Annotated in this window: 14 protein-coding genes and 1 tRNA gene; 5 read left to right on the top strand and 10 right to left on the bottom strand. The window is 71.4% G+C overall.

Features of this window, described 5'->3' with window-relative positions; translation table 11 throughout:
* Positions 1-14: 14 nt before the first annotated feature.
* Genes ACIRD7_RS33025 through pgsA form a run of 3 tightly spaced genes read right to left on the bottom strand, consistent with a single transcriptional unit; the run spans position 15 to position 2,793 of the window.
* A complete protein-coding gene (locus ACIRD7_RS33025; protein WP_403459326.1) occupies positions 15-1,193 on the bottom strand; it encodes a glycosyltransferase family 4 protein in 1,179 nt (392 codons plus the stop codon).
* Positions 1,190-2,116 (bottom strand): phosphatidylinositol mannoside acyltransferase, encoded by a 927-nt coding sequence (locus ACIRD7_RS33020; protein ID WP_403459323.1) that lies wholly within the window; start codon positions 2,114-2,116, stop codon positions 1,190-1,192. The genes ACIRD7_RS33025 and ACIRD7_RS33020 overlap by 4 nt, the downstream gene beginning before the upstream one ends.
* Positions 2,113-2,793 carry a phosphatidylinositol phosphate synthase gene (pgsA, locus tag ACIRD7_RS33015; protein ID WP_403459321.1) on the bottom strand — a complete coding sequence of 227 codons (681 nt, stop codon included), beginning with the start codon at positions 2,791-2,793 and terminating at the stop codon, positions 2,113-2,115. The genes ACIRD7_RS33020 and pgsA overlap by 4 nt, the downstream gene beginning before the upstream one ends.
* 278 nt (positions 2,794-3,071) lie before the next feature.
* Between pgsA and ACIRD7_RS33010 the strand changes: the two genes are divergently transcribed.
* Positions 3,072-5,270, top strand: a complete 2,199-nt coding sequence (locus tag ACIRD7_RS33010; protein WP_403459318.1) for an elongation factor G-like protein EF-G2 — start codon at positions 3,072-3,074, stop codon at positions 5,268-5,270.
* A gap of 201 nt (positions 5,271-5,471) precedes the next feature.
* Positions 5,472-7,133, top strand: coding sequence for a hypothetical protein (locus ACIRD7_RS33005; protein ID WP_403459316.1), 1,662 nt, complete (start codon positions 5,472-5,474; stop codon positions 7,131-7,133).
* A 146-nt stretch (positions 7,134-7,279) separates the two neighbouring features.
* Here the strand turns inward: ACIRD7_RS33005 and ACIRD7_RS33000 are convergent, their stop codons facing one another.
* Entirely contained in the window at positions 7,280-7,831 is a 552-nt protein-coding gene (locus ACIRD7_RS33000; RefSeq protein ID WP_403459313.1) for an HIT family protein, read from the bottom strand.
* A 78-nt stretch (positions 7,832-7,909) separates the two neighbouring features.
* On the opposite strand from ACIRD7_RS33000, the gene ACIRD7_RS32995 reads away from it, so the two are divergent.
* A complete protein-coding gene (locus tag ACIRD7_RS32995; protein WP_403459312.1) occupies positions 7,910-8,569 on the top strand; it encodes a potassium channel family protein in 660 nt (219 codons plus the stop codon).
* 34 nt (positions 8,570-8,603) lie between these two features.
* On the opposite strand, the gene thrS is transcribed toward ACIRD7_RS32995, so the two are convergent.
* The 3 genes from thrS to ACIRD7_RS32980 form a co-directional block, all read right to left on the bottom strand.
* Positions 8,604-10,580: a threonine--tRNA ligase gene (thrS, locus tag ACIRD7_RS32990; protein WP_403459310.1), complete on the bottom strand. Its 1,977-nt coding sequence runs from the start codon at positions 10,578-10,580 to the stop codon at positions 8,604-8,606.
* A 119-nt stretch (positions 10,581-10,699) separates the two neighbouring features.
* Entirely contained in the window at positions 10,700-11,929 is a 1,230-nt protein-coding gene (locus tag ACIRD7_RS32985) for a hypothetical protein (RefSeq protein WP_403459309.1), read from the bottom strand.
* On the bottom strand, positions 11,926-12,492 hold the full coding sequence (locus tag ACIRD7_RS32980) for a DUF4365 domain-containing protein (RefSeq protein ID WP_403459307.1): 567 nt from the start codon (positions 12,490-12,492) through the stop codon (positions 11,926-11,928). The genes ACIRD7_RS32985 and ACIRD7_RS32980 overlap by 4 nt, the downstream gene beginning before the upstream one ends.
* 168 nt (positions 12,493-12,660) lie before the next feature.
* Here ACIRD7_RS32980 and ACIRD7_RS32975 point away from each other — a divergent pair, with 168 nt between their 5' ends.
* Positions 12,661-13,386 carry a 3'-5' exonuclease gene (locus ACIRD7_RS32975; protein ID WP_403459305.1) on the top strand — a complete coding sequence of 242 codons (726 nt, stop codon included), beginning with the start codon at positions 12,661-12,663 and terminating at the stop codon, positions 13,384-13,386.
* 52 nt (positions 13,387-13,438) lie between these two features.
* Here ACIRD7_RS32975 and ACIRD7_RS32970 read toward each other — a convergent pair.
* Both ACIRD7_RS32970 and ACIRD7_RS32965 read right to left on the bottom strand, forming a co-directional pair.
* Positions 13,439-13,510, bottom strand: a tRNA-Val gene (locus tag ACIRD7_RS32970).
* A gap of 39 nt (positions 13,511-13,549) precedes the next feature.
* Positions 13,550-14,008 carry an SRPBCC family protein gene (locus ACIRD7_RS32965; RefSeq protein WP_403459303.1) on the bottom strand — a complete coding sequence of 153 codons (459 nt, stop codon included), beginning with the start codon at positions 14,006-14,008 and terminating at the stop codon, positions 13,550-13,552.
* A 101-nt stretch (positions 14,009-14,109) separates the two neighbouring features.
* Between ACIRD7_RS32965 and ACIRD7_RS32960 the strand changes: the two genes are divergently transcribed.
* Positions 14,110-16,518, top strand: a complete 2,409-nt coding sequence (locus ACIRD7_RS32960; protein ID WP_403459301.1) for an SCO7613 C-terminal domain-containing membrane protein — start codon at positions 14,110-14,112, stop codon at positions 16,516-16,518.
* Between the two features lie 66 nt (positions 16,519-16,584).
* Here ACIRD7_RS32960 and ACIRD7_RS32955 read toward each other — a convergent pair whose 3' ends face one another.
* Positions 16,585-19,314 carry a Tat pathway signal sequence domain protein gene (locus ACIRD7_RS32955; RefSeq protein WP_403459299.1) on the bottom strand — a complete coding sequence of 910 codons (2,730 nt, stop codon included), beginning with the start codon at positions 19,312-19,314 and terminating at the stop codon, positions 16,585-16,587.
* Positions 19,315-19,351 lie beyond the last annotated feature (37 nt).

The following is a 19,351-nucleotide window of genomic DNA, read 5'->3' as shown; positions in this document are numbered from 1 at the left end:
CGTCCCACAACCCCTCAGTCCCGAGCCAACCTCAACCGCGCCCGCAACCCGCCGGTCCCGCCACCCCCGGTCCGCTCGTCCGCCGCCACCGCCGCCGCGCCGTCCGTGACCGTCTCGTAGACCGACAGGATGTCCGCGCCGACCGTCGACCAGTCGAAGCGGCGTACGTGCGCGCTTCCCCGCTCCCGCAGTTCGGCGCGGCGGACGGGGTCCTCCAGGAGGCGTACCGCGGCCTCGGCGAGGGCGTCCGCGTTCTCGTTGGCGAAGAGTTCGCCGGCCGCGCCCTGGTCGAGGACCTGGGCGAAGGCGTCGAGGTCGGAGGCGAGGACCGGGGCGCCGGCCGACATGGCCTCGACCAGGATGATCCCGAAGCTCTCGCCGCCGGTGTTGGGGGCGACGTACAGGTCGACGCTGCGCAGGAAGCGGGCCTTGTCCTCGTCGCTGATCATGCCGAGGAACTCGACGCGCGAGCGGAGCTCGGCGGGCAGGGACTCCACCGCCTCCTCCTCGTCGCCCCGGCCGGCCACCAGAAGCCGGGTCTGCGGGCGGGCGGCGAGGATCTTCGGCAGGGCCCGCATCAGGACCGGCAGGCCCTTGCGGGGTTCGTCGATCCGGCCGATGAAGCCGATCGTGTCGCCCTGCCACTCGGGGTTGGGCTCGGCCTTGGCGAAGAAGTCGACGTCGACGCCGTTGGGGATGACGACCGCGTCGCCGCCCAGATGCTCCACCAGCGTGCGTCGGGCGTACTCGCTCACCGCGATGCGCGCGCTGATCTTCTCCAGGGCCGCCTGGAGGATGGAGTAGGCCGCGATCATCGCCCGCGAGCGCGGGTTGGAGGTGTGGAAGGTCGCCACGATGGGGCCCTGCGCCGCCCAGCAGGTCAGCAGGCCGAGGGACGGCGACGCCGGCTCGTGGATGTGGATGACGTCGAAGCGGCCGTCGTGCAGCCAGCGGCGCACCCGGGCCGCCGACAGGAAGCCGAAGTTCAGACGGGCGACCGAGCCGTTGTACGGCACCGGCACGGCGCGGCCCGCCGAGACGACGTACGGCGGGAGCGGGGTGTCGTCGTCGGCGGGGGCGAGGACGGACACCTCGTGGCCGAGCCGGATGAAGTACTCGGCGAGGTCGCGGATGTGGAACTGGACGCCGCCCGGCACGTCCCAGGAGTACGGGCAGACGATCCCGATCTTCACGGACGCTCCCCGGCGGGGCTGTCGGCAGGCCGTGGTTCCAGGTCGTCGAGCCACAAGCGCTGGAGCATGTGCCAGTCCTCCGGATGTTCGGCGATCCCCGAGGCGTAGGCATCGGCCAGCGCCTGTGTCATGACAGACGTCTTCTCGGCCCGGGCACCTGACTCGGGTACCTCGACCGGGGGGTGGACGCGCCCCTGCATGACCGGGGAGTCGTCGTACCAGAGCGTGACGGGGAGCAGGAGCGCCCCCGTCTGCTGGGCGAGGAGCGCCGGTCCCGCGGGCATGCGGGCCTTGGCGCCGAAGAAGTCCACCTCGACGCCCGAGGCGGACAGGTCCCGGTCGGCGACCAGGCAGACCAGGCCACCGTCGCGCAGCCTGCGGGCCAGCGTGCCGAAGGCGCTGCCGCCGCTGTGCGGCAGGACCTCCATGCCGAGGCCCTCGCGGTAGGCGACGAAGCGGTCGTAGAGCGTCTCGGGCTTGAGGCGCTCGGCGACCGTCGTGAACGGCGTCTGGAGCTGGGTGGTGACCCAGGCGCCCGCCAGGTCCCAGTTGCCCAGGTGCGGCAGGGCCAGGATGACGCCCTGGTCGGAGGCCAGGCCGTCGGTGAGGTAGTGGACGTCCTTGGGGTCGAAGCCGTTCTTTATGCGCTCGGGGCTCCAGGCGGGCAGCCGGAAGGACTCCATCCAGTAGCGCAGGTACGAGCGCATGCCCGCGCGCGAGAGCTCCGCCAGGCGCTCCGGGCTCGCGCCCGGCACCACGCGCGCGTAGTTGCTCTCCAGCCGCTTGACGCCCTTGCCGCGCTGCTTCCAGGCGAGGTCGGCGATGGTGCGGCCGAGCCGTACGGCGACCGGCTCGGGGAGCTTCTTGACGGTGCCCCAGCCGAGCCCGTACAGCGCGTCCGTGAGCCGCTCCTGGGCACTCACTTCGCGGCCTCGCTCCCGTGCGAGGCGCTGTGCGGCGCGGCCTCCGCGGCCTCCGCCTCCGCCGACTCGCGGCGGACGGTGACGACGCGCTGGATGAGCGTGACGAGGCTGCCGACGGCGACGATCCACAGGGCGACGGGCAGCAGGTACTGGATGCCGGGCACCCCGAACTTGTGCAGACCCGCGAAACCGGCCGCGACCAGCGAGATCACCAGGCGCTCGGCGCGCTCGACCAGGCCGTTGACGGCGACCGGCAGGCCGATCGACTCGCCGCGGGCCTTGGTGTACGACACCACCTGGCCGCTGGCGAGGCAGAAGATCGAGACGGCGCACAGCACGAGGTCGTCGCCGTCACCGGCGTACCAGAGGATGAAGCCGCCGAAGATCGCGCCGTCGGCGACCCGGTCGAGCGTGGAGTCGAGGAAGGCGCCCCAGCGGCTGGAGCGGCCGAGCTGCCGGGCCATGTTGCCGTCGACGAGGTCGGAGAACACGAAGAGCGTGATCACGACCGTGCCCCAGAAGAACTCGCCCATGGGGTAGAAGACCAGCGCGCCCGCGACCACACCGGCCGTGCCGATGAGTGTCACGGTGTCGGGGCTGACGCCCCGCCGGATCAGAAACGCGGCGAACGGTGTGAGGACACGCGTGAAGAATGCACGCGCGTACTTGTTCAGCATGGCCTTCCCGAGGGTCGGTGTGGCGCCGTGCGGCCCCTGGTGGCCACCGGCTGGCCCATCGTAGCCACGCGCGCGTGCGTGCGACCGCCGGGCACTCGTACGGGCCGCGGGCGACGGTCGTCCACCGGTCCCCGATGGCAGGATCGCGTCCGCCGTATGGACGCACCGTGACGGGAGTGGAAAGCTCGAAGGACCGCGGGCGTCATCGGAGCCGCCATCGCACGCGGATCCTGATGTCCGCGCCCACAGTGACCTCACCGTGCACGGGAGGCAGGATCATGGGCGACAAGGCGAACGCACACCCTGGGGCCGCCGGCAGGGCTACAGCGGCCGACCACCCCGCGTCCGTACGGAATGTGGTGCTGGTCGGCCACTCCGGATCGGGCAAGACCACGTTGGTGGAAGCCCTCGCGCTCACCGCGGGGGCGGTGAACCGGGCGGGCCGCGTCGAGGACGGCGGCACGGTCTCCGACTACGACGAGATCGAGCACCGGCAGCAGCGCTCGGTGCAGCTCTCCCTGGTGCCGGTCGAATGGGACGGCATCAAGGTCAACCTGCTGGACACCCCCGGATACGCCGACTTCGTCGGGGAACTCAGGGCCGGTCTGCGAGCCGCGGACGCGGCCCTTTTCGTCGTCTCCGCCTCGGACGGCGTGGACGGCTCGACCCGCATGGTGTGGGAGGAGTGCGCGGCCGTCGGCATGCCGCGCGCGATCGTCGTCACACACCTGGAGGCGGCGCGGGCCGACTACGAGGAGATGACCCGCATCTGCGCGGAGGCCTTCGGTGGGGACGACCCCGACGCCGTGCTCCCGCTGTATCTGCCGCTGCACGGCCCGCAGGGCCCGGACGGGCACGCGCCCGTGACCGGTCTGATCGGCCTGCTGTCGCAGAAGCTGTTCGAGTACGCCTCCGGCGAGCGCAAGGAGACCGAGCCGAGCGGGGACCAGCTGCCGCAGATCGAGGAGGCCCGCAACCGGCTCATCGAGGGGATCATCGCGGAGAGCGAGGACGAGACCCTCATGGACCGCTATCTCGGCGGCGAGCAGGTCGACGTCAAGACGCTGATCGAGGACCTGGAGCGGGCCGTCGCCCGCGGCACGTTCTTCCCCGTCCTGGCCGCCGCGCCCGCCACCGACGGCGCCCGGCAGGGGCTGGGCACGGTCGAGGTGCTGGAGCTGGTCACACGGGGTTTCCCGACGCCGCTGGAGCGCGCGGCGCCCCGGGTCACCACGGTGGACGGCAGGCCGCGCGAGCTGAAGCTGTGCGATCCGGACGGGCCGCTGGTCGCGGAGGTCGTGAAGACGGCGTCCGACCCGTACGTCGGCCGGGTGTCGATGGTCCGCGTCTTCTCCGGCACCCTGCGCCCCGACGAGACGGTGCACGTCTCCGGGCACGGGCTGGCCGACCGCGGGCACGAGGACCACGACGTCGACGAGCGGATCGGCGCCCTGTCGGCGCCCTTCGGCAAGCAGCAGCGCACGCTCAGCCACTGCATCGCCGGTGACCTGGCGTGCGTGGCGAAGCTGAGCCGCGCGGAGACCGGCGACACGCTGTCGGCCAAGGACGACCCGCTGCTGATGGAGCCCTGGCAGATGCCGGATCCGCTGCTGCCGCTCGCCATCCAGGCGCACAGCAAGGCAGACGAGGACAAGCTGTCGCAGGGCCTGTCCCGGCTGGTCGCCGAGGACCCGACCATGCGCCTCGAGCAGAACCAGTCCACCCACCAGGTCGTGCTGTGGGCGCTGGGCGAGGCGCACGCGGACGTCGCGCTCGAACGGCTGCGCAACCGCTACGGCGTGCAGGTCGACGTCGTACCGCACAAGGTGTCCCTGCGGGAGACGTTCGCGAACAAGGCGGCGGGCCGCGGCCGGCATGTGAAGCAGTCCGGTGGCCACGGGCAGTACGCGATCTGCGAGATCGAGGTCGAGCCACTGCCGGGCGGTTCGGGCATCGAGTTCGTGGACAAGGTGGTCGGCGGCGCGGTGCCCCGGCAGTTCATCCCGTCGGTCGAGAAGGGCGTGCGGGCCCAGGCGGCCCGGGGAGTCGCGGCCGGCCATCCGCTCGTCGACATCCGGATCACCCTGCTCGACGGCAAGGCGCACTCGGTGGACTCCTCCGACGCCGCGTTCCAGACGGCCGGCGCGCTCGCGCTGCGGGAGGCGGCGGCCGACGCGAAGATCCATCTGCTGGAGCCGGTGGCCGAGGTGTCCGTGCTCGTCGGGGACGACTACGTCGGGGCCGTGATGAGCGACCTGTCCGGGCGGCGCGGCCGGGTCCTCGGCACCGAGCAGACCAACGGCGGCCGGACCGTCATCAAGGCCGAGGTGCCCGAGATCGAGATCGGGCGGTACGCCGTCGATCTGCGGTCGCTGTCGCACGGCACCGCGCGCTTCAACCGTTCGTACGCGCGGCACGAACCGATGCCGGCGCAGATCGCGGAAAGGATTCGTGAAGAGGCGCGCGACGCCTCGTAGTTGGCGCCGGGCGCCGCCAAGTGGCGTTTCCGGCGCGTCGAGCGACTTTTCGGAACGCTCCCCTCCGCGTCGGCGGGCGGCTTCGGCCGTCCGCCGACGATTGTCGGTGGCGGAGGATACTCTGATCATTGATCAACAGGTGTGCGGAGTACGGAAGTCGGGAAGGCCGCAGAAGCGACAGTGCGGCGATCGGGGGCGGGAATGACCGTTGAGAGCGGTTACGCGGACATCTTCGGTCCGCAGGTGCCTCGCACGGCCGGCGAGGGACAGACGGCGACGTTCGCGCTGGCCTCGGCGGCCTATCGCGACAACCCGTACGAGGACATCAAGAAGGCCGACAACGAGTGGCACCAGACCGATGTCAAGCCGGGCCGCTCCTGGGCGAAGATCTTCCGCCCCAACCTGGGTGAGGCCTATTCGCGGGCTGTCGTCGACCGCATGCTCGGCGGTGACCGCAAGCCCCTGATCCAGTCGTTCGGCACCGAGCCGCAGGTCGTCGTCGAGCACTGCCTCGCCGCCAACAACATCCGCAAGGCCCGCGACCGCATGCTCAGCGCCGTCATGGTGATCTGCGGTGTGCTGTTCCTGCCGGGGCTTTTGCTGTGGCTGCTGGTCTTCACGCTGCGCACGACCATCGTCAAGCGCGACGAGAGGCGCGGCGGCGCCCTCGGCTCGGTGCTGCTCGTCGCGGCGGGCGCGCTCGCGGTGCTCTTCCTGCTGAAGATGCCTTTCACCGGCTTCTGGGCCTGGTATGCGCGGGCCTCGGTCGTGATGCCCGTCCTCGGCTGGTTCTGGGCCAAGCAGGTCTGTGAGCGCACCGCGCGGGACCTGCGGGAGCGCTGGGACAGTCTGCTGGCCGGCAGCAGCGTCGGCGCGAAGGTACCGGAGGCGGTGCCGACCAGCCCGACCGAGACGCAGGCCGAGCAGCTGCGCCAGTCCCTGGCCAAGCTGAGCGCCGAGCAGCAGTCCAACTCCGTGTTCTACGCCGGGCCCAAGGGGATACTGGGCATGGGCACGCGCTGGGGCAGCTGGCAGCTGGCCGAGGACCTGGTGGCCGCCGACTCCACGCGTGAGATCCACCCCTTCCGCAGCTGGGACGTCATCCGGGCGATCCACGACCAGCTCCGCATGCTGGAGCGCGGCCCGCTGAACACCGGTGGTTTCCCGAAGCCCTCGATACGGCACTGGGTCGTCACGCCGATCGCGGAGGGCGCGAAGGCGGTGTCCCGCCCGGAGGGCACGGACGTCGAGGCCTACCAGGTCAAGTCCCATGCGATACAGGACATCTGCAACAAGCAGCAGTTCGGCAGCGGGGACCGGCACTACCTGGGCGTCCAGTGGACGCTGTGGGACGGCCAGTTGATCATCACGATGCTGATCACCGTGACCGTGTTGCACGAGACGCTGCGCATCGAGGTGACCGGCCACGCCCTCGGTCCGGTGAACGGGCTGTTCCAGGAGAAGCCCGAGGCGCCGACCAAGGAGGTCACCAAGTCGTTCAAGCCGTGGGAGACCCGCAAGGTGAAGCTTCCGCTGGTCAACACCGACGAGGTGGTGCGGCTGGCGGTGCGGGCCCCGATCTCCTGGTATCCGCCGCTGCTGAACTGGCTCGGCGGGACGATGGCCCTCCCCGAGCCGTTCGGGCTGCGCCACGCGTGGGCGGACCAGCCGTGGCGGCACCGTTTCATGGCCGACGACGCGCTGCGGGCGGCCACACCGGTGCTGCGCGTGGTGCACGCGGCGGCGATCAAGGTGCTGGCGGAGAACGGCGTGGACACCGAGAAGTTCGGCAACCGCTCGTCGTTCCTGAGCACGGCTGTGCAGGATCCGATGCCGCGGAAGGCGGACGTCTACGACGCGTAGGCCTCCGGCGGTCTTGCCGGGCGAGGCGGGTGAGCCGGCTGAGGGGGTTCTGGGCGAGCGGTCCTGGGGGCTGCGCCCCAGACCCCCCTTCGGCCTGTACGGCCTCGTCCTCAAACGCGGGACGGGCTGACAGATACAGATACAGATCAAGCCGCCGTCGGCCAGGCCTCCGCCAGCATCTTCCGGGTGTCCGCCAGCAGCTGCGGCAGCACCCGGGTGTGGCCCACGACCGGCATGAAGTTCGTGTCGCCGCCCCACCTCGGCACGATGTGCTGGTGCAGGTGCGCCGCGATGCCCGCGCCCGCGACCGTGCCCTGGTTCATGCCGATGTTGAAGCCGTGGGCGCCGGAGGCGGTCCGCAGGGCCGTCATCGCCTGCTTGGTCAGCCCGGCGAGTTCGATGGTCTCCGGCTCGGTGAGGTCGGTGTAGTCGGCGACGTGGCGGTAGGGCACGACCATGAGGTGGCCGCCGTTGTACGGGTACAGGTTGAGGACCGCGTACACCTGCGCACCGCGCTTGACGATCAGCCCGTCCTCGTCGGACTTGGCCGGGATCGAGCAGAAGGGGCAGCCGTCGTCCGCTCCGGGACCGGTCGGCTTGTTCTCACCCTGGATGTAGGCCATCCGGTGGGGCGTCCACAGGCGCTGGAACGCGTCCTGGACCCCCACTCCCCACTGCTGCTCCGGCTCACTCGTCATGCGTGCAGCATATGGCGTCCTCCGTTCGCGGCGTGTCGCCGGGGCGACGGGAGAGCCGGCACCGGCCAAGCTGGGCCGGTGGACGACGACAGCCCTTACAACCGCTGGGAGCAGCGCACCGAGATCCCGCTGTTCCTGGCATCGCTGCTGTTCCTGGCCGCCTACGCCGCCCGCGTCCTTGCTGTGAGCATGCCGTCCTTCTGGAAGGACGTGTGCCTGTACACGATGGTCGCGCTCTGGCTGCTGTTCGCGGTGGACTACGCCGTGCGCTGGCGGCTCGTCGGTGGTCGCCTCCTGCGCTTCGCGAGGACCCACTTCCTGCACACGGTCGTGGTCGTCCTGCCGCTGCTGCGGCCGCTGCGGATCGTGCCGCTCTACGACGTGATCCAGCGCCGGCAGGGGCAGCCCCGGGTCTCGCTGCACGCGCGCGTGATCGCTTACGCGAGTCTGGCGACCCTGCTGCTCGGCTTCGCCGGGGCTCTCGCGGTCTTCCAGGCCGAACGCGGGGCGCCCGGGGCCAGCATGCGGACGTTCGGGGACGCCGTGTGGTGGGCCGCGGCGACCCTCACGACGGTCGGATACGGGGACATCACCCCGGTGACCACGCGTGGCCGGTCGATCGCGATCGCGATGATGGCCGGCGGGCTGGCGCTGCTCGGCGCGGTGACGGGGTCGTTCTCGTCCTGGCTGCTGCAGATCTTCTCCCGCGAGAGCGACAAGAGGCCCCCGGAGAGCTGAGCTCCCGGGGGCCTCGTGATCGTGTCCGGCCGGATCAGACCTGCGCCCGCTCCTCGACGACCTGCGCGATCTTCGCGATGGCCTCGTCGAACGGGATGCCGTTCTCCTGCGAGCCGTCGCGGTAGCGGAAGGAGACGGCGTTGTTCGCCATGTCCTCGTCGCCCGCGATGACCATGAAGGGCACCTTCTGCTTCTGGGCGTTGCGGATCTTCTTCTGCATGCGGTCGGAGGAGGAGTCGACCTCGACCCGCAGGCCCTTCTTCTTGGCGGCCGCGGCGAACTTCTCCAGGTAGTCCACGTGCCCGTCGCCGATCGGGATGCCGATGGCCTGGACCGGGGCGAGCCACGCCGGGAAGGCGCCCGCGTAGTGCTCCAGGAGCACCGCGAAGAACCGCTCGATCGAGCCGAACAGCGCGCGGTGGATCATGACCGGGCGCTGCTTGGAGCCGTCCGCGGAGGTGTACTCCAGGTCGAAGCGCTCCGGCAGGTTGAAGTCGAGCTGGATCGTCGACATCTGCCAGGTCCGGCCGATGGCGTCCTTGGTCTGGACGGAGATCTTCGGGCCGTAGAAGGCGGCGCCGCCCGGGTCCGGGACCAGGGGCAGGCCCTGCTTCTCGGCGACCTGGCGGAGCGTCTCCGTGGCCTCCTCCCAGACCTCGTCGGAGCCGACGAACTTCTCCGGGTCCTTGGTGGACAGCTCCAGGTAGAAGTCGGTCAGGCCGTAGTCGCGCAGCAGGCCGAGGACGAAGGTGAGCGTCTTGTCGAGCTCCTCCGACATCTGCTCACGGGTGCAGTAGATGTGCGCGTCGTCCTGCGTGAAGCCACGCGCGCGGGTGAGGCCGTGCACGACGCCCGACTTCTCGTACCGGTACACGGTCCCGAACTCGAAGAGGCGCAGCGGCAGTTCACGGTACGAGCGGCCGCGCGCGTCGAAGATCAGGTTGTGCATCGGGCAGTTCATGGGCTTGAGGTAGTAGTCCACGCCCTCGTCGAGCTGCATGGGCGGGTACATGCCCTCGGCGTACCAGTCGAGGTGGCCCGACGTCTCGAAGAGCTTCCCCTTCGTCGCGTGCGGGGTGTAGACGAACTCGTAGCCCTCCTCCTCGTGCCGGCGGCGCGAGTAGTCCTCCATCACGCGGCGGATGATGCCGCCCTTGGGGTGGAAGACCGCGAGGCCGGAGCCGATCTGCTCGGGGATCGAGAACAGGTCGAGCTCGTTGCCCAGCTTGCGGTGGTCGCGCTTCTCGGCCTCGGCGAGGAAGTCGAGGTACGCCTTCAGCTCGTCCTTGGACGGCCAGGCGGTGCCGTAGATGCGCTGGAGCATCGGGTTCTTCTCGCTGCCGCGCCAGTAGGCGGCGGCGTTGCGCATCAGCTTGAACGCCGGGATCGCGCGGGTCGACGGCAGGTGGGGACCGCGGCAGAGGTCCTTCCAGCACAGGTCGCCGGTCTTCGCGTCGAGGTTGTCGTAGATCGTCAGCTCACCGGCGCCGACCTCGACGTCCGCGCCGTCGTCGGAGGACGCGGAGCCCTTGAGGCCGATCAGCTCCAGCTTGTAGGGCTCGGCGGCGAGCTCCTCGCGGGCGGCCTCGTCGGTGACGACGCGGCGGGCGAACTTCTGCCCGCGCTTCTGGATCTCCTGCATCTTCTTCTCGATGGCCTTGAGATCCTCGGGCGTGAACGGCTTCTCGACGTCGAAGTCGTAGTAGAAGCCGTCCTTGACGGGCGGGCCGATGCCCAGCTTGGCCTCGGGGAACAGCTCCTGCACGGCCTGCGCCATCACGTGCGCGGTGGAGTGGCGCAGGATGTTCAGGCCGTCCTCGGAGGAGATCTCGACGCCCTCGACCTCCTCGCCGTCGGCGAGCACGTACGACAGGTCCTTGAGCTCGCCGCCCACGCGCGCGGCGATGATCGAGCGCTCGCCGGCGAAGAGGTCGGCGGCCGTAGTCCCCGTTGTCACCACGCGCTCTTCCCGCTCGGAATCGCGTTGGATGATCACACGGACGTCTGACACCGGTCTCTCCTGACTGAAGGTGGGTTGCGGCGCCATACCAGGAGCGCGCGCATTACGCGATCGTACCGACCCCGGACGGCTGACCGCGAAACGGTCACCCTCGGCCCACCGGCTCAGCCTCAGTCCTCCCGGTCGTCCCCGCCACAAGCCTCTTCGAAAAAGTCCAGGTCCTCCTGGAGCGACTTCATCAGCCGGTCCCGCTCGGCCTCGTCCACCTGTACCGGTACGACGCCGGAGGCCCCGGTGAGCTTGCGGAAGCCGCCGCGGCTCTCCAGACGGCCGTGCACCCGCACGGGCAGCCCGACGAGGTGGGCGTGACCGGCGATGCGGTAGGCCTCCTCGTCCAGGGTCAGCCGGACGTGCGGCACCTCGGCGCCCGCGAGGACGCGCAGCCGTACGGTGCCCTCCCCGCGCGGCCCGGACCTGCGCATCCGTACCACCGCGCCGGTGAGCCTGACCGGCACGGACGGCTCCTCGCGCAGATAGCGGGCGCCGGCCTCGCGCAGCACGGGCAGGTCGCCCGGCGAGAACTCGACGGGCTCGACGCCGGCCGCGCAGTCCTCGGGCACCCCGGACGCGGGCGCCCACTCGACGGCGATCCGAGCGCCCTCCGTGCCGCGGACGAGGGCGATCAGGGCCTCGATGAGCTCGCGGCTGACGCCCGCCTCGACGGCGCCGTCGAAGGCGTCCATGCCGCCGGTGGCCCGCTGGTAGTCGATGGCCTCGCGGGCGGCGTAGAGGGCCTGGTGGAGGCGTACGGCGAGCGGGCGGCCGGTGCCGACGGGCACGAAGGCGGCGAGCCCGCGCCCGCCGGACGCGGCACCGACGAGGACGTTCTCCAGCATCGCGGCGGCCGAGCGGCGGTGCCGGGCGCCGTAGTAGCCCGCACGCGCGCGTGTGGCGAGCGCGGCGGCGAGGAGCATCTGGCGGGCGGCCGTGCGCAGCTCCTCCTCGACGGTCCAGGGCGCGGCCCCGGCCGGCCCGCTGGGGGTGTCCCGCCACCAGCGGACCTCGTCGCTGGGCACGGCGAGCCCGACCAGTACCTCGCGCGCGGAGGGCATGCCGCTGCGGGACAGGGCGACGAGCGCCTCGCCGAGCAGGTCGTCGCTGTCGGGGAAGGCGCGGGACTCGGGGACGAGCAGGCTGGTGCCGCCGCCACCCGGCCCCGGCGGGGTCCAGCGGCCGTAGCGCCCGGCCGCTCCCCCACGCCGCTGCCAGCCGTGCCGGTGCAGCAGGGCGCTGAGCACGGCGGGGTCGACCTCGCCGGGCTCGGGGGGACGGTCCCAGGCGGCGTCGACGGGGTGCGGCCTCACCGGTCGTATCGGCTCCTCCAGGGGGCGGTGCGTCATGGTTTGCCTCCCGTCCCGGTCCGCGTCATGATCTCGCAGAGCGCCCGGTCGTCGAAGATGCGTGAGGTCGGTATCCGCACGGTGGTGCGACGCCGCCCGGTGACCGGGTGTCCCGCCAGGTTGACCCAGTAGCAGCAGTGGCGCAGGTCGAGCCGGTCGTGGCTGGCGCGCAGCCAGTCGTCCTGGGTGCGCGGCACGATCATCACGACCAGGATCTTGTGCACCGAGACCGGGGTGCGGGCGAGCTTCGCCAGGTGGTCGTTGTCGAGCGTGAACGAGAAGAAGCGGCCGGGCGGGTTCGGTGCGATCTGGTACGTCGCCTTCAGCTGCACCTTGATGGTGACCTCGTCGTCGACCGTGTGTCCGGGCGCGCTGTGGCTGACGTGCCAGTCGATGCCGTTGTCCGGAAAGGGCTGGGACAGCGAACAGCCGGCCGCCGCCGCGACGGCGTGCAGATAGCCCACCTGCAGTGTCTCCATGCATGCGGTGGTGGCGAGTGAACCGCGATGGGGGCCCGTGCGTTCGGGCAGCAGCCCGCCCCGCTCGGGCTGCGCTATCGCCATGACCAAACAGCCTTCCAAGCCAGTGAATCCCCGTACCGGGCCGCTGAACTGCAAAGACCCGCACTCCTGTTGTGTCCTTCCGGCGTACGCCGCAAACGGGCCGGGTATCACCAAACGGGCAGAAGACGGTGCGTCAGCTGCCGTGGGTGAACGAGGGGTTGTGTAGATATGGCGTGCTGGTATGAAGGCCCGCTGGCGGCATTCGACACAGAGACGACAGGCGTGGACGTCGAGACCGACCGGATCGTTTCGGCGGCCGTCGTCGTCCAGGACGCCCCGGGAACCCGGCCGCGCGTGACCCAGTGGCTGGTGAACCCGGGTGTGCCGGTGCCGGAGGCGGCGACCGCGGTGCACGGACTGACGGAGGATCATCTCCAGCGCAACGGCCGTTGGCCGGCGCCGGTGATGCAGGAGATAGTCGAGGAACTGTCCGGACAGGCGGCGGTCGGCAGGCCCATAGTGGTGATGAACGCGCCGTTCGATCTCACCTTGCTGGACCGCGAGTTGCGGCGCCATCGCGCGTCGTCCCTGGACCGGTGGTTCGAGACCTCGCCGATGCTGGTGCTCGACCCGCGCGTCCTGGACAAGCATCTGGACCGCTATCGCAAGGGCCGGCGCACCCTGACCGACCTGTGCGCGCACTACGGCGTCACGCTGGACGGCGCGCATGACGCGGCGGCCGACGCACTGGCCTCACTGGAGGTCGTACGGGCGGTGGGGCGCCGGTTCGCGGCCCGCCTGGAACGCCTGTCCCCCGCCGAACTGCACCCTCTGCAGGCGGTGTGGCACGCGGCACAGGCGCGCGGCCTGCAGGCGTGGTTCGCCCGCAGCGGCAACGACGAGGCGGTGGACCCGGCGTGGCCACTGCGCCCGGACCTGCCGGCGGCGGCCTAGGGCGTCACGCGCAAAAAAGCCGGTCCGCTGTTGCGGACCGGCCTTTTCCCGGTGGGCGATACTGGGTTCGAACCAGTGACCTCTTCGGTGTGAACGAAGCGCTCTCCCACTGAGCTAATCGCCCGGGAACGGACTGAACAATACAGGTCCCCGCGCGTTTCCTTCAAACCGCTTGCCGACCGCCGGCCAGGTGGGCCAGCAATCCCCGCCGTCCGGCGCGCATCATCAGCCAGTGGTTGGCCCGGAAGAGCGGCCTCCCGGGCACGGCGAACCGCCTGAGCAACGGCTTGTGCACGTCGACGACCTGGTCGTAGCGGGCCAGGGTGCCGGCGCCGCGCGGAGCGAGGGTCCACCGCGCCCAGCCGTCGATGTCCCCGGACATGGCGATCTCCAGCACTCCGGCCGCCCGGTCCCGCCGGATCTCGCGGGCGGTGAAGACCATGTCGTACGGCAGGACGGAGCGGATGGTGATCACGCCGGTGATGTCGTCGAGCTTGGTCACCTCCCGCACCTGCGGCCACCAGCGGGGGTAGTCCTCGGCCTGCTCCAGCGCGTCGTAGACGGCGGCGGGCGGCGCGGGCAGGGTCCACAGGCTGCGGAAGCGGTAGTGACTCCAGTCCATGGGCCGAGTCTGCCCCTGCGCAGCGGGTTTCCGTCGTAACTGAGTACGTTCTGAGTACGCGCACTCATGCCGTACGAGGTGACGCGGACCACACTCCAGGCATGACGCACTTTCCGCCACCGGCCGAGGAGTTGCGGCTCCTCGACCTGGAGCTGCGCCAACTGGACGCCCGCCGGGCCCAGTTGCTGCACCGCCGGGCCTGGCTGGTCACCGCTCTGCAGGCGGCGCCCCGGCCGGCCGCTCCGGCCCCCGCCCCTTCCCCGCGCCCCGAGGCCTCCGCGCCCGGGGTCCAGAACGTCCTGCTGGTGCTCGGCGGGGTCCTGCTCACCATCGCCGCGATGGCGTTCACGCTGGTCAGCTGGGGACACATGGGGATCGCGGGCCGGGCCCTGGTGCTCGGCGGGGTCACGGTGGCGGTGCTCGCCGCTCCCCTGCCGCTGCTGAAGCGCGGGCTGCGCTCCACGGCCGAGGCGGTGGCGGGCCTCGGGCTCGCGCTGACCGTGCTGGACGCCTACGCGCTGCACGAGGTCGGGCTGGCCGACGTGGACGCCACGGGGTACTTCGCGGCCGCTTCGGCGGTGCTGGCGGCCCTGTGGGCGGCGTACGGCCTGCTGCCGCACACCTCCGAGCTGCGTCTGCCCCTGCCCGCCGCTCTGCTCGCCGCCCAACTCCCGCTCACGCTGGGGGCGGTGGCGGTCGACGCGAGCCCGTTCGGGATCACGGCCGCCGTGCTGGTGACGGCCGGGTTCGACGCGGGTGTGGCGCTCCGGGTGCCTGCCGGGTCCGTGCGGATCACCGCGGTGATCGGTGCGTACGGCATGGGCGCCTGGGGCGTGTGGGCCGCCGGCTGGCTGTCCTGGACGGCCACCGGCCCGAGCGCCGCCGCCCGTGCGGCGGCGCTCCTCCTCTTGGCCGCGGGCCTGGCGCTGGCGGCGGTCCGGAAGCAGGGGCTGGGCCCCGCGGTCGCCGCCGGCCTCCTCGCGGTCGCCGCGCTCGGCGGCATTGCCCGCTCGGTGCTGCCGGACGCGTGGACGGTTCCGGCGTACCTGGTGTGCGGGGTCGCCCTGCTCGCCGCGGTACGGGTGGAGCGGCTGCCGGAGACGCTGCGGGCCGGACTCGCCCGGGCCTCCGCCGCCGTACAGGGGCTCGCCCTGCTGTGGGCCCTGCCGCCGCTGGCCATCGCCCTGGCCGGTCCGTTCGCCTGGGCCGAGCGGGTGTGGTCCGGGACGCCGGGGAACGCGCGCGCGGCGGTGACGGTCGACGCGCCCTGGCCGTCGGACACGCACACGGTGCCCGTAGTCCTGGCGGTCGTCGCCGTCGTACTGCTTCTCGCGGTGCGTGACGCGCTCTGGCGTCCCCGGGCCCTGACCGGTGTGCTGGTGCTGGCATGGGCGACGGCGCTGGTCCTTCCTCCGGTGCTCGAAGTCCCTTATTCCGTGGGCCTGATGGCGCTCGCCCTCACCACGGCCGGCGCGCTCGCGGCGGCCGCGTGGATGCGGCCCTCCGAGCGGCCGGAGCCACCGAAGGAGCCCTCCGCGGCAGTCGCCTTCCCCACCCCTCGCGGCACCGCCACGGTCCTCGCCCTCCTCACCTCCCTCCCCCTCGCCTTCGCCTCCCTGGCCACCGAGCCCGCCACCCTCGCCGTGCTCGCGGCTCTGACGGCCCTCTTCGCGGCGGCCGCCTGGAAGCCACACCTCGCCCCGGTCACCGCCCCGGCCGCGCTCACCTACGCAACGGCCCTGGCCTGCGCGGCAGGTGCCGCGGCCGGCTGGGAGCCGCAGTACACGGCTGTGCTGGTCCTGGCGGTCCCGGTGGCGGCGGCGCTGCTCGCGGCGCGGCTCGACAAGGCGCCGGCGACGATCCCGGTCGAGGTGACGGGTGCGATCGCCGCGCTTCTCGCCGTCGGCCTCGCCGCCGCCTCCGCCGACCTGCCGATGCTCGCCCTGGTCCTGGCGCTCTGCGGTGTGATCACCGCCGGGACGGCGATCCGTCCCGACCGCCGCCACGTCTCCTACGCCTCGGCCGCACTCTTCGTCCTGGCCACATGGGTTCGCCTCGCCGCCTGGGACGTCGGGACCCCGGAGGCGTACACCCTGCCGGTCGGCGTCCCGGCGCTGCTCGTCGGCGTCCTGCGCAGGCGCCGCGATCCCGACGTCCCGTCCTGGACCGCGTACGGCCCCGGTCTCGCCGCCACCCTCGTGCCGAGCCTCCTCGCGGCCTGGGGCGACCCGCAGTGGACCCGCCCCCTGCTACTGGGCCTGGCGGCCCTGGCGGTCACCCTGCTCGGCGCCCGCCACCACCTCCAGGCACCGCTCCTCCTCGGCGGCGCGGTGCTGGCCCTGGACGCCCTGCACGAACTCGCCCCGTACATCGCCCAGGTGACCGACGCACTCCCCCGCTGGGTACCGCCCGCCTTGGCCGGCGTCCTGCTCCTCGCCACAGGAGCGACGTACGAGCAACGCCTCAGGGACGCCCGAAGGATGCGGGACTTCCTGGGCAACATGCACTGAAGCCCACCCGGGGGCGCGGGGAACTGCGCGACCAGCCACAACGGTCGCGCGGTTCCCCACGACCTGTCACGGCATTCTGTCCCCCAACAACGCCAGGTTCTCGATGGCGGCGAGGCCGTACAACGCGGTGTCGTTGGTCGACACCCAGCTCGCCTCACTCCCCTCCACCAGCGCCACCGGCCCGCTCAGCGCCTCCGTCTTCCAGGGCGCCGACTCCTTGTACCCGTCGGAGTCGTAGAACTTCTCCCACGCACGGGCGGCGAGCTTCGCGTCCCCCGTCCGCACGGCCGCGTACGCGTCCAGCCGCGAGTGCCCCTGGAACAGCAGCAGCGACCCGAAGTTGGACCCGTACCGCGCCGCCTGCTCGGCCTTGGTGGCGTTGAAGTAGCGGCAGTAGTCGAAGTACGCCTCGTTGAACTTCGGCATGTCGACGAGGTCGATGAGCTCCGCGCACAGTTCGTTCAGCCCGAACACCGCAGAGAGGTGCGATACCCCGACCACCGGCTGCGAGGCGATCGCGAACCTGCCCGTGTCGAGGTCGTACAGCCCGCTCCCCTGCACGAACCCGTTCGGCTGGGCGGCGATCGTCTCCATCGTCGACAGCACCCGCGCCTTGGCCTTCTCCCACTTGGGTCCCTTGCGCTCCCATTCGGTCAGCCAGGCCGAGACCAACCCGCTCCAGTCCGTGCCGAAGCCGATCGACAGCGCGTGCCGGTCGGGGGTGTACGGCTCGGTGCGGATCTTGCGGATCGGGTCGAGCACGAGGAACGTCTCGTCGGAGTCGACGTTGGCGTGCATGAGATCGCCGACCCGCTCGTCGGCGGTGAGGAAGTAGTAGTAGCGCCGGTACGTGGTGTTGGCGATGCGCTGCTGCTTGGCGCTGTCGGCGTAGTGCTGCACACCGTGCCGGGTGCCGAGACCCGCCCACTTCCCCAGGTGATAGACGTCGACCTCACCCGTGTGCCGGGTCATGGCTTCCGCGAACCGGAAGATGTCCGCGCGGCCCGACCGCAGATACGCGAACCAGAGCCAGAGGTCGGGCGACAGCTCGGAGTTGTCCCAGGCGTAGCCGCCGATGTCGTACCGCCACTGGTGTCTGACGGTGTCGTAGGTGTGCATGATGTCGCCGTAGTCCCAGAATCCGTACCAACGACGTTGCTCCACCTGGTCCTTGTAGTAGGTGAAGAGAAAGTCGAGGTGGTCCTCGATCTTCGCCTTGGCGGGGGTGGAGCGGTCCGGCTCGGAGTACAGGCCGGGGCCGAAGACCTTGGCCTTGATGAGGTGCTTGGGCGGGGCGGCGAGCTGCGGCAGCACCCGTACGGCCTCGACCTGGCGGGCGAGAGCGTCCGCCGAGGGCGTGGACTCGTTGGCCCAGAAGAGGAGTTCGGAGGTGCGGGCGATGCCGTACGGCGTTCCGAACTCCGGCTCGTAGTCCTCGTAGGTGATGTTGAGGCCCTCGAGTTGCTCGGCGTAGGTGTCCTGGCCCATGCCGTCGTGGTAGAAGCGCAGGTCCATGGGCTGCGCCTCGGGCGACCAGAGCCACAGGGTGACCTCGGCCGCGTCGGTGTGGGCGTGGCGGATGTCGAGCTGGGCGGGGAACTTCTCCCAGAAGTCCCGCAGCCCGAAGGAGAGGCCGCCGCTGACACCCCCGACGTAGGCGAATCCGGAGGCCCGCCTGCCGCCACCGGCGCCGATCCAGCCGTGACCCTTCTTGGTCCGCTTGCGCAGCGTGAAGCCGTCGGCGGAGAGCTGGGAGAGGGTGTAGTCGCCCCACTCGGGGATGTATTGCAGACGGGTGGTGACCCGCTGGTCCCAGGTGGCGGGGTCGGGCAGCTTCTCCCCCGCGAACTGCGCCGCCTGTACGGCCGCCCCCGGGTCGCGGCGCAGCCCGGTGATGCCCTTGACGGCCTCGCGGAGCATGCCGGTGCCCTCGCCGGCGACGCGGATGTGACGGTCGTACGACTCGTCGCGCATCGGCACGGTGAAGCGCACCCCGATGCCCCGGATGAAGTCACCGCTCGCCCGGCCCGGCTCCTGCGTGCCGTCGAACGTGATGGTGTGCACCATGCGGAAGGAGTCGGCGCCCGCGTAGAAGTAGAGGCGGAGGGAGAACGGGAGCCAACTCCGGTTCCCCTTGCGGTGCTTGCCGTCGACGCGGACGACCGCGCGGACGGGTCCCTCCTGCTCGACGGTGACCTCGGAGATGGCTCCCTCGAAGCGCTCGGTCCTGACCGCGCCCAGGTCCTCGTCCTCGATCTCGGGCTGGCGGATCAGTACGAGCCGGCCGTTCCTGGCGATCTCCGTGGAGCCGCGGGTGACCGACTTGACGAGGGTCGCGCCGGACTTGCCGATCCGCGCCGTGATGACACCGGTCGAGACGTCGATCGTGCCGCCGCTCTTGTCGACGGTGACCTTCTTGGCGGGGGCCGCGGGGTCCCCGGCGGTGAGTGTGAGCTTGCCGTCGCCCGAACCGACCGCGTGCGCCGTCCACTTGAGGGATCCGTCGGGCCAGTAGGCGATCGGCCACGACTGCACGGGCACGGCCTTGCCGGCGGCGTCCGTCAGCGCGAACGTCTGGTCCGCCTGATACGCGCCCTTCGGCCAGGGGACGCCGACGGTGGAGCCGGGGGCCGCGCCCAGGCCGCCGTCCTCCAGCCAGTCCAGGGTCACGGGGTCCGCGCCGGCGGCCTCGGGTGCGGCCTGCGCGTCCTTCGCGCCCAGCGCCCAGCTGAACTGCGCCGCCGCTCCGGCGACCGCGGCCGCCTTGAGGAGGGACCTGCGAGGGATAGGGGACATGGCCTTTCCTTTCCGTGCGCGAGTGCGAGTGCGAGTG

It is taken from the genome of Streptomyces sp. NPDC093568 (genome assembly GCF_044764945.1).
GTDB lineage: Bacteria > Actinomycetota > Actinomycetes > Streptomycetales > Streptomycetaceae > Streptomyces.
This window is presented reverse-complemented; position numbering and strand designations above follow the sequence as displayed.

Bases quoted from the DNA above. Each gene is read 5' to 3' on its own strand.
- pgsA (WP_403459321.1), bottom strand. From the start codon at position 2,793: ATGCTGAACAAGTACGCGCGTGCATTCTTCACGCGTGTCCTCACACCG.
- ACIRD7_RS33010 (WP_403459318.1), top strand. From the start codon at position 3,072: ATGGGCGACAAGGCGAACGCACACCCTGGGGCCGCCGGCAGGGCTACA.
- ACIRD7_RS33005 (WP_403459316.1), top strand. From the start codon at position 5,472: ATGACCGTTGAGAGCGGTTACGCGGACATCTTCGGTCCGCAGGTGCCT.
- ACIRD7_RS33000 (WP_403459313.1), bottom strand. From the start codon at position 7,831: ATGACGAGTGAGCCGGAGCAGCAGTGGGGAGTGGGGGTCCAGGACGCG.
- ACIRD7_RS32985 (WP_403459309.1), bottom strand. From the start codon at position 11,929: ATGACGCACCGCCCCCTGGAGGAGCCGATACGACCGGTGAGGCCGCAC.
- ACIRD7_RS32980 (WP_403459307.1), bottom strand. From the start codon at position 12,492: ATGGCGATAGCGCAGCCCGAGCGGGGCGGGCTGCTGCCCGAACGCACG.
- ACIRD7_RS32975 (WP_403459305.1), top strand. From the start codon at position 12,661: ATGGCGTGCTGGTATGAAGGCCCGCTGGCGGCATTCGACACAGAGACG.
- ACIRD7_RS32965 (WP_403459303.1), bottom strand. From the start codon at position 14,008: ATGGACTGGAGTCACTACCGCTTCCGCAGCCTGTGGACCCTGCCCGCG.
- ACIRD7_RS32960 (WP_403459301.1), top strand. From the start codon at position 14,110: ATGACGCACTTTCCGCCACCGGCCGAGGAGTTGCGGCTCCTCGACCTG.
- ACIRD7_RS32955 (WP_403459299.1), bottom strand. From the start codon at position 19,314: ATGTCCCCTATCCCTCGCAGGTCCCTCCTCAAGGCGGCCGCGGTCGCC.